The following is a 14,580-nucleotide window of genomic DNA, read 5'->3' on the forward strand; positions in this document are numbered from 1 at the left end:
TACAACCCGTTGGTGGGGATTCGGCGCCGGGTTATGCGGCCAGAACAGAGGTGGGACATGAGGCTGCACGCAATGGTGTGCGCGGTGTTGCTGGCTATGGGTCTGTGGACGGCGTCGGCCGCGGTCGACACCCCGGCGAAGGCCGATGGTGTCGAGTACCTGATGGTGCCCTCGGCGGCGATGGGCCGCGATATCCCGGTCGCTTTTCAGGCCGGTGGACCGCATGCGGTCTACCTGCTCGACGCCTTCAACGGCGCCCCCGACGTCAGTAACTGGGTGACCGCAGGCAACGCGATGAACACCCTGGCCGGCTCCGGTGTCTCGGTGGCCGCCCCGGCCGGTGGGGCCTGGAGCCTCTACACCAACTGGGAGCAGGACGGTAGCAAGCAATGGGAGACCTTCCTGGCGACCGAGTTGCCGAACTGGCTGGCGGCTAACAAGGGCCTTTCCCCCGGCGGGCACGGGGTGGTCGGCGCGTCCCAGGGCGGAACCGGTGCGCTGATGCTGGCCACCTTCCACCCGGACCGGTTCCGCTACGCGGGATCGCTGTCGGGCTTCCTGACCCCGTCGCGCACCTTCGAGAACGGCGCGATCACCGCGGGCATGGCCCGGTTCGGTGGCGTCGACACCCAGAACATGTGGGGCCCGGTGCAGTTCGGCCGCTGGAAGTGGCATGACCCCGATGTGCACGCACAGTTGCTGGTGGACAACAACACCCGGCTGTGGATCTTCAGCCCGCAGACCACCACCTGCAGTGATGTTCCCGCGATGATCGACGACTGCGCGCAGGCCCAGGGCAGCAACCGCACGTTCTATTCGCACTACCGCTCCATCGGCGGCCGCAACGGGCACTTCGACTTCCCGACCGCCGGCCAGCACGACTGGGGTAGCTGGTCGGCCCAGCTGGGTGCGCTGCGCGGCGACCTGGCGGCGGCCATCGCCTGAGCAGGCCTCGGTGCGATAACGGTCACAGCCGCGTTCGAGGTCCGGTGCCGGCCAGCCGGTACCGTGGAATCGTGCAGCACAACCGACGGTGGACCGCGACCCTGGCAAAGTGGCCGGTGGTATCCCCGTCGTTCGTGATGTTGACCCCGGTGATGCTGGCTTCGGTCGCCGTCATGACCGGTGGCTGTTCGATGGGCGACACCACGCTCACCACCATCGGCCAGCCCGCCGGCCAGTCCACCGATGCGCGCGCGCAGGGCCTGCAGGGGGCGGTCCGCGATGACGCCCATGTCGAGGATCACTTCGCGGCGACCCCGCACCAGCAGGACTATCTGAAGGCGCTCGCCGATGCGGGCGTGCAGCCCTCCGACGAGCTGATGGCGCTGAGCATCGGCGCCTACGTCTGCCAGGCCCGTGCGGCCAAACAGTCCGAGCAAGCGGTGTGGGATTTCGTCCTGCCGCTGGTCCGCGATGACGTCGACGACGCGCATGCCACGTCGATGGCCCCGGAGGTCGGTGAGGTCAACTCGGCGACCGCTGACTACATTCGCATCGCAACCGAACGGCTCTGCTAGCCCGACGGCGTACTCGCAGGGCTCACAGGACGGAACATCAAGGACTCATGGCGACCAAGAACAGCAGACGTAAACGGCATCGCATTCTGGCCCTGGCCGCGGCCGCGGCGGTCGCGGTGCTGGTGGCGGTGGTCGTCGCCGGTGTGGTGGTCTTCATGCGCCAGCCCGACACCCCGCCGATCGCCACCCAGCCCGGGGTGCCCACGGACGGTCCGTCGGCCGTGCCGCCCACCGGCAAGCCGCGGCCCGAGTTCCAGGATGCGAGCTGCCCCGATGTGCAGCTGGTCTCGATTCCCGGCACATGGGAGTCCTCGCCGCAACTCGATCCGTACAACCCGGTGCAGTTCCCGATCGCGCTGCTGCTCAACGTGACCAACCCGCTGCGCGCCGAATTCGGCACCGACCGGTTGGAGATCTACACGGTTCCCTACACCGCGCAGTTCCACAATCCGTTCTCCGCCGACGGTCAGATGTCCTACAACGACAGTCGCACCGAGGGCTTCAACGCGACGGTGCGGGCGATGACCGACATGAACAACCGATGCCCGTTGACCAGCTATGTGCTGGTGGGTTTCTCGCAGGGTGCGGTGATCGCCGGTGATATCGCCAGCGATATCGGCAACGGCCGTGGCCCGGTGGACCAAGACCTGGTGCTCGGCGCCATGCTGATCGCCGACGGCCGCAGGCAGGACGGCGTGGGCCAGAACCTCAGCCCCAACCCGCCCGGGCAGGGTGCCGAGATCACGCTGCACGAGCTGCCGATGCTGTCGGCACTGGGCCTGTCGATGACCGGTCCGCGCGACGGTGGTTTCGGTGCACTCGATGACCGCACCTACCAGATCTGTGGTTCCGGCGACCTGATCTGCGCCGCGCCCGAGTCGGCGTTCTCGGTCGGGAACCTGCCAGCCACCCTGGACACCCTGCTGGGCAGCACCCGTGGCCCCGTGCACGCGCTGTACAACACCCCGCAGTTCTGGACCCTGGACGGTAGAACGACCACCCAGTGGACGCTGGACTGGGCCCGCAACCTGGTGGAGAACGCGCCGCACCCCAAGCACGGCTGACCTCATCTCGGCCCGGCCGATTTCCCGTCGCTTCGCTCGCCCCAGGGAAAAGCGACTCGCCGGTAACCAGATTTGGCCTGCGGGAATCGGTCACCTAACATTAAGAGAAAACTAAGAGTGGTGAGCGGTCGGCCAGTGGTCGTCCAAAGGCCGTGATCCGTGCGCCGGTACGATTCCGGAGGCTCGCGCCGACCGTGCGTTGAGTGTGCTGTGACAGGAGTATTTGATGCCGTTCCATAACCCGTTCATCAAGAACGGTCAGATCAAGTTCCCGGACAGCGCCAGCATCGTCTCCCATGTCGAGCGCTGGGCCAAGGTCCGCGGCGACAAGCTTGCCTATCGTTTCCTGGACTACTCGACCGAGCGGGACGGTGTCGAGTGCGATATGACCTGGTCGCAGTTCAGCGCCCGCAACCGTGCCGTCGCCGCGCGCCTGCAGCAGGTCACCGAGGTCGGTGACCGCGTCGCGATCCTCTGCCCGCAGAACCTGGACTACCTGGTCGCCATGTACGGCGCCATCTACGCCGGCCGCATCGCGGTCCCGCTGTTCGACCCGTCCGAGCCCGGTCACGTCGGCCGGCTGCATGCCGTGCTGGACAACTGCCAGCCGTCGGCCATCCTGACCACCACCGCGGCCGCCGAGGGCGTGCGCAAGTTCTTCCGCAGTCGTCCGGCCAACCAGCGCCCGCGCGTCATCGCCGTGGACGCCGTCCCCGCCGAGGTCGCCGGAACCTGGGAACCGATGGATGTCAGCATCGACACGGTTGCCTACCTGCAGTACACCTCGGGCTCGACGCGCATCCCGACCGGCGTGCAGATCACCCACCTCAACCTGGCCACCAACATCGTGCAGATCATCGAGGCGCTGGAAGCCGAAGAGGGCGACCGCGGCCTGTCCTGGCTGCCCTTCTTCCACGACATGGGCCTGATCACCGCGCTGCTGTCCCCGATGATCGGGCACAACTTCACCTTCATGACCCCGGCGGCCTTCGTGCGCCGCCCCAGCCGCTGGATCCGGGAGATGGCCCGCAAGCCCGGTGACACCGGCGGTGTCATCTCGGTGGCGCCGAACTTCGCCTTCGATCACGCCGCCGCGCGCGGTCTGCCCAAGGACGGCGAGCCGCCGCTCGACCTGTCCAACGTCAAGGCGGTCCTCAACGGCAGCGAGCCCATCTCCGCGGCCACGGTGCGCCGATTCAACGAGGCGTTCGGGCCCTACGGCTTCCAGCCCAAGGCCATCAAGCCGTCCTACGGACTGGCCGAGGCCACGCTCTTCGTCTCGACCACCCCGGCCTCCGAAGAGCCCAAGATCATCTACGTCGACCGCGACGCGCTGAACACCAACCGGATCATCGAGGTCGACGCCGACTCGCAGTCCGCCGTCGCACAGGCTTCCGCCGGCAAGGTCGGTGTCTCGGAGTGGGCGGTGATCGTGGACGCCGAGTCCGCCACCGAACTGCCCGACGGCCAGATCGGTGAGATCTGGATCAGCGGCCAGAACATGGGCACCGGCTACTGGGGCAAGGACAACGAGAGCCGCGAGACCTTCCAGAACATCCTGAAATCGCGCACCAGCCCCTCGCACGCCGAAGGCGCGGCCGATGACGCCACCTGGGTGCGCACCGGTGACTACGGCGCGTTCCACGACGGTGATCTCTACATCACCGGCCGCGTCAAGGATCTGGTCATCATCGACGGCCGCAACCACTACCCGCAGGACCTGGAGTACTCCGCGCAGGAGGCCTCGAAGGCGCTGCGTACCGGGTTCGTCGCGGCCTTCTCGGTACCGGCCAACCAGTTGCCCGCCGAGGTGTTCGACGACACCCACGCCGGCCTGAAGTTCGACGCCGAGGACACCTCGGAGCAACTGGTCATCGTCGCCGAGCGGGCGGCCGGTTCGCACAAGCTGGAACTGGGCCCGATCATCGACGACATCCGCGCAGCGATCGCGGTGCGTCACGGTGTCACCGTCCGCGATGTCCTGCTCACCGCGGCGGGCGCCATCCCGCGTACCTCCAGCGGCAAGATCGGCCGCCGGGCCTGCCGCAACGGCTACCTCGACGGCAGCCTGCGCAGCGGCAAGATCGCCAACGACTTCCCCGATGAGACCGACTGAGACCGAATGGGTTTCCGGCCGCGTCACCAAGGCCGCACGGCGGCGAAAGTGAACAGTGAAAATGACTGAAGCGCAAGATAATTCACGCCAGCCGGAGATCGCCGCCGGAGCGGCTCCAGCCGCCCGGGGTGACCTGACCGTCAACGAGATGCGCGAATGGCTGCGCAACTGGATCGCCAACGCGACCGGTCAGTCCGCCGACACCATCAACGAGTCGGCGCCGGTCGTCGAACTCGGGCTGTCCTCGCGCGACGCGGTGGCCATGGCCAGCGATATCGAGGACCTGACCGGTGTCACGCTGACCGCCACCGTGGTGTTCCGCAACCCGACCATCGAGTCGCTGGCCACCGTCATCGTCGAGGGCGAGCCCGAACCCGTGCTCGACGCCGATGAGGACTGGACCCGCGCGCCCGGCGTCGACGACATCGCGATCGTCGGTCTGGCCACCCGGTTCCCCGGCGAGATGAACAGCGCCGACGAGATGTGGGCCGCCCTGCTCGAGGGCCGCGATGCCAGTTCGGATCTGCCCGAAGGCCGCTGGTCGGAGTTCCTCGGTGAGCCCCGCATCGCCGAACGGGTCGCCAAGGCGCACACCCGCGGTGGCTATCTCTCCGATATCAAGGGTTTCGACTCCGAGTTCTTCGCGCTGTCGAAGATGGAGGCCGACAACCTCGACCCGCAGCAGCGGATGGCCCTCGAGTTGACCTGGGAAGCCCTCGAGCACGCCCGCATCCCGGCCTCCAGCCTGCGCGGCGGCGATGTCGGTGTGTACGTGGGCAGTTCGAACAACGACTACATGTTCCTGGCTGTCGCCGACCCCACCACCGCGCATCCGTACGCGATCACCGGCACCACCAGTTCCATCATCGCCAACCGGGTGTCCTACTTCTACGACTTCCGCGGGCCGTCCGAATCCATCGACACCGCGTGCTCCAGTTCGCTGGTCGCCACCCACCAGGGTGTGCGCGCGCTGCGCACCGGCGAGATCGATGTGGCGATCGTCGGCGGCGTGAACGCCATGGTGACCCCGATCGTCACGATCGGTTTCGACGAGGTCGGCGGGGTGCTGGCCCCGGACGGCCGGTGCAAGTCGTTCTCCTCGGATGCCAACGGCTACGCCCGGTCCGAGGGCGGCGGCATGCTGGTACTCAAGCGGGTCGCTGACGCGCGGCGCGACGGTGACGAGATCATCGCGGTCATCGCCGGCAGCGCGGTCAACCACGACGGCCGTTCCAACGGCATGCTCGCGCCCAACCCGGACGCCCAGGCCGCGGTGCTGCGTAAGGCCTACAAGGACGCCGGGATCAACCCGCGCGATGTCGACTACATCGAGGCCCACGGCACCGGCACCATCCTGGGTGACCCGATCGAGGCCGACGCGCTCGGCCGGGTGATCGGCCTTGGCCGTGCCGATGACAAGCCCGCACTGCTGGGTGCGGTGAAATCCAATGTGGGACATCTGGAATCAGCGGCCGGTGCGGCCAGCCTGGCGAAGATGGCGCTGTCACTGCAGCACGACAAGCTGCCGCCGTCGATCAACTACGCCGGCCCGAACCCGTACATCGATTTCGACAAGGAACATCTGAAGGTCAACGACACCGTCAGCGACTGGCCCCGCTACAGCGGACACGCCATCGCGGGTGTCTCGGGCTTCGGCTTCGGTGGTGCCAACGCCCATCTGGTGCTGCGTGAGGTGCTGGCCGCCGACCTGGTCGAGCCCGAACCCGAGCCGGAAGCGTCTGTCGCCGAGGAGAAACCGGCGCAGGACGCGGTGTCCGTCGGCGGAGTCCGGATGGACGAGTACGGCGAGTTCGTCACCGACGAGCCCGCATACCCCAGCTATGACGAGGAAAACTACGAACTGCCCGGCCTGACCGATGAGGCCAAGCGGTTGCTCGAGGTGGCCCGTGCCGAACTTGAGACGCAGGAGCAGCCGACACCCGTTGTCCCGCTGTTCCTTTCCGGGTTCCTGACCTCCCGCAAGCGGACCGCCGCCGGGGAGCTCGCGGACTGGATCGACAGCGCGGCCGGGCGGGCCTCGTCGTTGGAGTCGATCGGCCGCTCGCTGTCGCGGCGCAACCACGGCCGCTCCCGCGCCGTGGTGCTGGCCCACGACCATGATGAGGCCGTCAAGGGTCTGCGTGCGCTTGCCGACGGTAAGCCCAGCCCCCTGGTGCTGGCCGCCGATGGCCCGGTCACCAACGGGCCCGTGTGGGTGCTTGCCGGTTTCGGTGCGCAGCACCGCAAGATGGGCAAGAGCCTGTACCTGCGCAACGAGGTCTTCGCCGAGTGGATCAACAAGGTCGACGCCCACGTGCAGGATGAGCGCGGCTACTCCGTGGTCGAGCTGATTCTCGATGACGCCATCGACTACACCGACGAGACCTGCGAATATCCCATCGAGTTGGTCCAGACGGTGATCTTCGCCATCCAGATCGCGCTCGGTGAGCTGCTCAAGGCGCACGGCGCCAAACCCGGTGCGCTGGTGGGCCAGTCGCTCGGCGAGGCGGCCGCCGCCTACTTCTCCGGTGGCCTGAGCCTGGCCGATGCCACCCGCACCATCTGCTCGCGTGCCCACCTGATGGGTGAGGGCGAGGCGATGCTGTTCGGCGAGTACATCCGGCTGATGGCGCTGGTCGAGTATTCGGCCGACGAGATCAAGACGGTCTTCTCCGATTACCCCGGGCTGGAGGTGTGCGTCTACGCCGCCCCCACCCAGACCGTCATCGGCGGTCCGCCCGAGCAGATCGCCGCGATCATCGCCCGTGCCGAATCCGAGGGCAAGTTCGCCCGCAAATTCCAGACCAAGGGCGCCAGCCACACCCAGCAGATGGATCCGCTGCTCGGTGAACTCGCCGCCGAAATCCAGGGCATCGAAGCACGCTCGACGAAGGTCCCGTACTACTCGACGGTGCACGAGGGTCAGCTGGTCCGTGTCGGCGCGGACCCGATCCACGATGTCGACTACTGGAAGAAGGGGCTGCGCCACAGCGTCTACTTCACCCACGGCATCCGCAATGCGGTGGACAACGGGCACACCACCTTCCTGGAGCTCGCGCCGAACCCGGTGGCGCTCATGCAGGTCGGGCTGACCACAGCGTCGGCGGGTCTGCACGATGCGCAGCTGATCGCCACGCTGGCCCGCAAGCAGGACGAGGTCGACTCGATGACGGTGGCGATGGCCACCCTGTTCGTGCACGGCCATGATCTGGACCCGCGCTCGCTGTTCCCGCGCCGGGCCCGCGGTCTGGCCGGTGCGCTGGACTACGCCGACATCCCGCTCACCCGTTTCCGTCGCAAGCAGCACTGGCTGGATGCCCGGTTCACCGGGGACAGCTCGGTGCTGATGCCGGGTACCCATGTGGCCACCCCGGACGGCCGGCACGTCTGGGAGTACGCGCCCGACGGTGCGGCCGACCTGCCGGCGCTGGTGAAAGCCGCTGCCGCGCAGGTGCTTCCCGATGCCCAGCTGACGGCGTTCGAGCAGCGTGCGGTACCGGCCGACAATGCCCGCCTGGTCACCACGCTCACCCGGCACCCCGGCGGCGCGACGGTCCAGGTGCATGCTCGCATCGACGAATCGTTCACGCTCGTCTACGACGCCATCGTCACCCGCGGCGGCCAGCAGGCTGTGTTGCCGACGGCCGTCGGCGCGGGCACCGTCGCCGAGATCGCCTCCGCGCCCGTCATTGTCGAGGACACCGCGGCCCCGGCGTTCGAGGCCGACAACCTCACCGCCGGCGCGAACATCGGTGCGAACTTCGCCAAATGGTCCCCGGACACCGGTGAGACGGTGGCCGATCGGCTGGGCACCATCGTCGGCAGCGCCATGGGCTACGAGCCCGAGGACCTGCCCTGGGAGGTGCCGCTGATCGAACTCGGCCTGGATTCCCTGATGGCCGTGCGTATCAAGAACCGTGTCGAGTACGACTTCGACATGCCGCCGATCCAGCTGACCGCGGTGCGCGATGCCAACCTGTACGCGGTGGAGAAGCTGATCCAGTACGCCATCGAGCACCGCGACGAGGTAGCCGCACTGGCCGAGGCGCAGAAGGGACAGACCGCCGAGGAGATCGCCGCCGAGCAGGCCGAGCTGATGGGCGGCGCCACCACCGTCGCCGAGCTCGAAGCCAAGCTGGCTTTGCAGGCCGGCGAAGCGACGGGGGATGGGCCGGCGGGCGCAGCGAAGGCGACGGACGACACCGCGGAGTCGCTGGCCGAGGTGGGTATCGAGATCCCGCCGCCGCCAACGGATCCCAGCGGACCGGCCAAGCCGGGCGCAACGGCGGCCGCGGCCGCGGCCAAGGTGCTCACGCAGGAGGCCGTCACCGAGGCGCTCGGCGCCGATGTCCCCCCGCGTGATGCGGCCGAGCGCGTCACCTTCGCCACCTGGGCGATCGTGACCGGCAAGTCGCCCGGCGGCATCTTCAACGAGCTGCCGTCGCTGGACGCCGAAGCTGCCGCGAAGCTGGCCGGTCGGCTGTCCGAACGCGCCGAGGGCCCCATCACCGTCGAGAACGTGACCTCGGCCAAGACCATCGAGGAACTGGCCACCCACGTCCGCAATCAGCTCGAAGACGGAGTGGTGGACGGGTTCGTGCGCACCCTGCGCGCGGCGCCCGAGGGCTCGACTGCCGTGCCGCTGTTCGTGTTCCACCCCGCCGGCGGATCCACCGTGGTCTACGAGCCGCTGATCAACCGGCTGCCCGCAGACGTCCCGGTGTACGGCATCGAGCGCGTCGAGGGTTCCATCGAGGAGCGCGCCGCCGAGTACGTGCCCAAACTGCTGGAACTGCACAGCGGCCCGTTCGTGCTGGCGGGCTGGTCCCTGGGCGGTGCGCTGGCCTACGCGTGTGCGATCGGGCTCAAGCAGGCCGGCGCCGATGTCCGCTTCGTCGGTCTGATCGACCTCGCCCTTCCCGGTGAGCCGATCGATCAGTCGAAGGCCGGGATGCGGGCCCGCTGGGACCGGTACGCGCTGTTCGCGCAGCGCACCTTCAACGTCGAGATTCCCGAGATCCCCTATGAGGAACTGGAGAAGCTCGATGACGAGGGTCAGGTGAAGTTCGTGCTGGACGCCGTCTCCCAGAGCGGGGTGCAGATCCCCGGCGGGATCATCGAGCACCAGCGCACCTCGTATCTGGACCAGCGGGCGCTGGCCACCATCGAGGTCCAGCCCTACGACGGGCACGTCGCGCTCTATCTGGCCGATCGCTACCACGATGACGCCATCGTCTTCGAGCCGGCGTACGCCACCCGCAAGCCCGACGGCGGCTGGGGTGAGTACGTGTCCGAGCTGGAGGTGGTGCCGATCGGTGGTGAGCACATCCAGGCCATCGACGAGCCCTATATCGCGAAGGTCGGTGCTCACATGAGCGAGGCCATCAACCGCATCGAAGCCGAGAAGGACTCCAAGTGACGGAAACCCCCGTGCAGCCCACGTTGCACACCACCGCCGAGAAGCTTGCCGAACTCCGCGAGAAGCTGGAGCTGGCCAAGGATCCCGGCGACGAAAAGGCCAAGGCCCGGCGCGACAAGAAGGGTATTCCGAGCGCCCGCGCCCGGATCAGCGCGCTGCTGGACCCCGGCAGTTTCCTGGAGATCGGCGCGCTGGCCAAGACGCCCGGTGACCCCAACGCGTTCTTCGGCGACGGTGTGGTGACCGGTCACGGCACCATCGACGGCCGCCCCGTCGGCGTGTTCAGCCACGACCAGACCGTGTTCCAGGGTTCGGTCGGCGAGATGTTCGGCCGCAAGGTCGCCAAGTTGATGGAGTGGGTGGCCATGGTCGGCTGCCCGATCATCGGCATCAACGACTCCGCGGGCGCCCGCATCCAGGACACCGCGACCTCGCTGGCTTGGTACGCCGAACTCGGCCGCCGTCACGAGATGTTGCGTGGCCTGGTCCCGGAGATCTCGCTGATCTTCGGCAAGTGTGCCGGTGGTGCGGTGTACTCGCCGATCCAGACCGATCTCGTTGTCGCCGTGCGCGATCAGGGCTACATGTTCATCACCGGACCGGACGTCATCAAGGACGTCACCGGTGAGGATGTCTCCTTCGACGAACTCGGCGGCGCCGACGTGCAGGCGCAACGCGGCAACATCCACAAGGTGGTCGAGTCCGAGTCGGCCGCCTACCAGTACGTGCGGGACTACCTGAGTTTCCTGCCGTCCAACCACTTCGACGACGTACCGATCGTGAACCCGGGTCTGGAGCCCGAGATCACGCCGTCCGACCTGGAACTCGACACGATCGTCCCGGACTCGGACAACCAGGCCTACGACATGCACGAGATCCTGCTGCGGATCTTCGACGACGGCGACGTGTTCGAGATCGCCGATCAGCGCAGCCCCTCGATGATCACCGCGTTCGCCCGCGTCGACGGCCGCCCCGTCGGGGTGATCGCCAACCAGCCGATGCACATGTCCGGCGCGGTGGGCAACGAAGCCTCCGACAAGGCGGCCGGGTTCATCCGGTTCTGCGATTCGTTCAACCTGCCACTGGTTTTCGTCGTCGACACCCCCGGCGCGATGCCCGGTCTGGAAGAGGAGAAGGGCGGCATCATCAAACGCGGTGGCCGGTTCTTCAACGCCATCGTCGAGGCCGATGTGCCCAAGGTGACCATCGTGGTGCGCAAGGCCTACGGCGGCGGTTATGCGGTGATGGGCTCCAAGCAGCTCTCCGCGGATCTCAACTTCGCCTGGCCCACCGCGCGCATCGCGGTGATCGGCGCCGAGGGTGCCGCCCAGCTGCTGGTCAAGCGTTTCCCCGATCCCACCTCACCCGAGGTGCAGAAGATCCGGGCCGATTTCATCGAGGGCTACAACGCCAACCTGGCCACCCCGTGGATCGCCGCCGAACGCGGCTACATCGACGGGGTCATCGAACCCCACCAGACCCGGCTGCTGATCCGTCAATCACTGCGGTTGCTGCGTGACAAGCAGCCCGTCAAGAAGGTGCTGCGCAAGCACGGCCTGACGCCGCTGTAACCGGCATGGAGGGCGCCGATCACCCCGGGGTCAAGGTCATCGGGTGGTTCCTGATGGTGGTCCTCGCCGCCGGCATGGGGATCTTTGTGTGGATCGCCAACGAGCAGGAGCAGCGGGATGCCTGGGACATCGTCCCGATCGGCGCGCGGTGCGAAACGCTCGGCGTCGAGGAACGGACCTACGGCGGGGACGCCGTTTTCTGCGCCGCATTCCCGCGCTACGGGCTGCAGATCTGGTCGCGCAAGGAAGCGGACGTCGAGGCTCCCACCCCCGTCCCCGCCGATCCGCGCGAAGCGCAGGTGCTGGTGTGCATGCGGCAGTCCGGACTGGAACGGCAGAACTGCGCGGCGGCCATCGAGCAGTACGAGCCGCGATGAGTTTCGTGCCCGGCGGCGGTCGTATCCGGCATGAGACGAATCACCGCGGGCCTGTTCATCTCTCTTGACGGAGTGATCGAGGCGCCCGATCAGTGGCATTTCCCGTATTACAACGATGAGATGGGCGCCGCCGTGGACGCCCAGCTGGGTTCGGCCGACACCCTGCTGCTGGGCCGCGACACCTACGACAGCTTCGCCGGGGCCTGGCCGACCCGGGAGGCCGAGGGCGGTGAGGACGCCGGATTCGCCAGGAAGATCGGCGATGCTCGCAAGATCGTGGTGTCCCGGCAGCGGCTGACCTTCACCTGGCGCAATTCCGAACAGCTCTCCGGTGAGCTGATCGAGGCCGCGGCCGCACTGAAGGAGCAACCCGGCGGTGACATCGCCATGGCGGGATCCCCGTCGGTGGTCCGGTCGCTGCTGGCCGCGGGACTGCTCGACGAACTGCACCTGTTCATCCACCCGATCGTGGTCGGCAGCGGCGCCCGACTTTTCGCCGACGGCAGCACGCTGCCGCTGAAACTGCTGCGCTCCCAGGCGTTCACCAGCGGTGTGGTGCACAGCGTCTACACCAGCGATGACGCGGCTCCCACCGGGTCCTACGAAGAGGCCAAACAGCACCTCCGGTAGCGCACTACGATGCAACGATGTCGGACAAGGCGTTGCCGCCTGCGGTCGCCGTGGCGCTCGGGGTGGTCGCGAGCGCCGCGGACGGTGTGGCCGTGGTCTACCGGGGGGTCGAGGGCCTGCCGATGGTCGGGTCCTGGCTGCGGCGCGGCCGGCTGGACCTGCAGGCGCGCGGCGAACGGGTACTGGCCGCCGGTATCGAGACGATCCTCGACGAGCTCGACCTGAATGCGTTGGCACGTGAGCGGCTCGACCTCATCGGGCTGGCCGATGAGGTGGTGGACGGGATCGATCTGCCCGCCATCATCCGGCAGTCCACCGACTCGGTCACCGCCGAGGTGATGAGCGATGTGCGAACCCAGGGCGAGCGGGCCGACGATCTGGTGTCCGGATTCGTCGACCGCCTGCTGGGCCGGGAACCACGGTGAGCTCGCTCGGCAAGCCTCGCTCGGTGTCCGATGGTTCGCTCGGCAAGCCTCGCTCGGTGTCCGATGGTTCGCTCGGCAAGCCTCGCTCGGTGTCCGATGGTTCGCTCGGCAAGCCTCGCTCGGTGTCTGATGGTTCGCTCGGCAAGCCTCGCTCAGCTGGCATCGTCAGCCGTGGGGTGGCCGCCGTCATCGATCTGCTGTTCGTCGGAGTGGTACTGGGCGCGCTCTACGTGGGTCTCATCCTGGCCCGGTTGATGTTCAACCCGTCCTCGTTCAGCTTCCCGACCGTCAGTGTGGTGTTCTCCACGGCGGTCATGTTCGGTGTCGCGGTGTTCTACCTGGCCGCGTGCTGGTCGGTGTCGGGCTGCACCGTCGGTGCGGTCACCATGGGGCTACGGGTGACCGGCCGCCGTGGTGGCCGGGTGCCACCGTTGATCGCGTTGATCCGCGCGGTGGCCTGTGTGCTGTTCCCGGTGGGACTGCTGTGGGTCGCCGTCGATGCGCGCCGCCGTTCGCTGCAGGACGTGGTGTTGGGCAGCCGGGTGGTATACGCCAAGGTCCAGGTCGGTTGATCTCAGAGCGACGGCAGGTCCAGCCAGTCGTCGACCTGGAACCCATCCCCGCGGGCGACAAGGGTGGCGCCGCCGTGACCCGGATAGTGCGCGGGGATGACGGTCGCGCGCCGGCGCGCGGCCTCGGTGAACACCCGCTTACGGGTCGCCGCGGCGGCGTCGGCGTCCAGATCGAACGCGCACGGATCCGAGGGCCGCGGAATCTGGATGGGGCAGTGGGTCAGGTCCCCGACGAACACCGCGGGTCTGCCTGCGTCCAGCCACAGCACCGATGACCCCGGGGTGTGTCCCGCCGCGGGCCGCAGCCACACCGATTCGCTCAGTTGGTGTTCCCCGCTGAACAATTCGACCTGCCCGGCCTCGTACACCGGGGCCACACTGTCGTCGAATACCACCCGTGCCGCGGCGTCGCAGCCGGCGCCGCCGGGTCCGAAATACCGGAAGTCGGCCTCGGGCAGCAGATAACGGGCATTCGGGAAGGTGGGCACCCAGCCCCCGCCGGACGCGGTGGTGTTCCACCCGACGTGATCGGTGTGCAGGTGGGTGTTGAGCACCACGTCGACGCTCTCCGGGCCGATACCCGCGGCCGCTAGCGCATCCATAAAACCGGTGTCCAGGTTGTTCAGCACCGGGACAGCTCTTTCGCGCCCGTTGCCGACGCCGGTGTCGACGAGCACCCGCAGTCCGTCGACATCGATCACCCAGGTCTGGATGGCCACCCGCCACCGGCCGGTGTCCGGGTTCAGGAAGGTGGGCACCAGCAGGTCGGCGTGATCGATCCAGGCCTGCTCCGTTGTGCGCCCGAACATTTCGACACCCGGCTCGAACGACGTCTCCAAAACCCTTGTCAGAAAGGCATTTCCGAGGCGTGCCCGATCAACCATGG

11 protein-coding genes are annotated in these 14,580 nt (G+C 67.7%); 10 read left to right on the plus strand and 1 reads right to left on the minus strand.

What is annotated here, in order from left to right:
- Window positions 1-57: 57 nt before the first annotated feature.
- From EXE63_RS16635 to EXE63_RS16680, 10 genes are all read left to right on the plus strand, one after another.
- Window positions 58-945, plus strand: coding sequence for an esterase family protein (locus tag EXE63_RS16635; protein ID WP_168142849.1), 888 nt, complete (start codon window positions 58-60; stop codon window positions 943-945).
- Between the two features lie 71 nt (window positions 946-1,016).
- Entirely contained in the window at window positions 1,017-1,520 is a 504-nt protein-coding gene (locus EXE63_RS16640; protein ID WP_372513131.1) for a DUF732 domain-containing protein, read from the plus strand.
- Window positions 1,521-1,567: 47 nt separating this feature from the next.
- Entirely contained in the window at window positions 1,568-2,584 is a 1,017-nt protein-coding gene (culp6, locus tag EXE63_RS16645) for a carboxylesterase Culp6 (protein ID WP_168142850.1), read from the plus strand.
- Between the two features lie 226 nt (window positions 2,585-2,810).
- Window positions 2,811-4,700: a long-chain-fatty-acid--AMP ligase FadD32 gene (gene fadD32 / locus EXE63_RS16650; RefSeq protein ID WP_168142851.1), complete on the plus strand. Its 1,890-nt coding sequence runs from the start codon at window positions 2,811-2,813 to the stop codon at window positions 4,698-4,700.
- 61 nt (window positions 4,701-4,761) lie between these two features.
- The gene (pks13, locus tag EXE63_RS16655) at window positions 4,762-10,119 is read left to right on the plus strand and encodes a polyketide synthase Pks13 (RefSeq protein ID WP_168142852.1); all 5,358 of its coding nucleotides are present in this window, start codon (window positions 4,762-4,764) and stop codon (window positions 10,117-10,119) included.
- On the plus strand, window positions 10,116-11,690 hold the full coding sequence (locus EXE63_RS16660; protein WP_168142853.1) for an acyl-CoA carboxylase subunit beta: 1,575 nt from the start codon (window positions 10,116-10,118) through the stop codon (window positions 11,688-11,690). The genes pks13 and EXE63_RS16660 overlap by 4 nt, the downstream gene beginning before the upstream one ends.
- A 5-nt stretch (window positions 11,691-11,695) precedes the next feature.
- Window positions 11,696-12,067 carry a hypothetical protein gene (locus EXE63_RS16665; RefSeq protein ID WP_168142854.1) on the plus strand — a complete coding sequence of 124 codons (372 nt, stop codon included), beginning with the start codon at window positions 11,696-11,698 and terminating at the stop codon, window positions 12,065-12,067.
- Between the two features lie 30 nt (window positions 12,068-12,097).
- Window positions 12,098-12,697, plus strand: coding sequence for a dihydrofolate reductase family protein (locus tag EXE63_RS16670; RefSeq protein ID WP_168142855.1), 600 nt, complete (start codon window positions 12,098-12,100; stop codon window positions 12,695-12,697).
- Between the two features lie 17 nt (window positions 12,698-12,714).
- Window positions 12,715-13,122, plus strand: a complete 408-nt coding sequence (locus EXE63_RS16675; RefSeq protein WP_168142856.1) for a hypothetical protein — start codon at window positions 12,715-12,717, stop codon at window positions 13,120-13,122.
- Window positions 13,123-13,244: 122 nt separating this feature from the next.
- Window positions 13,245-13,694 (plus strand): RDD family protein, encoded by a 450-nt coding sequence (locus EXE63_RS16680; protein WP_168142857.1) that lies wholly within the window; start codon window positions 13,245-13,247, stop codon window positions 13,692-13,694.
- A gap of 2 nt (window positions 13,695-13,696) precedes the next feature.
- On the opposite strand, the gene EXE63_RS16685 is transcribed toward EXE63_RS16680, so the two are convergent.
- Complete coding sequence (locus EXE63_RS16685; RefSeq protein WP_168142858.1) at window positions 13,697-14,578, minus strand: MBL fold metallo-hydrolase; 882 nt, start codon at window positions 14,576-14,578, stop codon at window positions 13,697-13,699.
- Window positions 14,579-14,580 lie beyond the last annotated feature (2 nt).

The organism is Mycolicibacterium frederiksbergense, assembly GCF_012223425.1.
GTDB lineage: Bacteria > Actinomycetota > Actinomycetes > Mycobacteriales > Mycobacteriaceae > Mycobacterium > Mycobacterium frederiksbergense.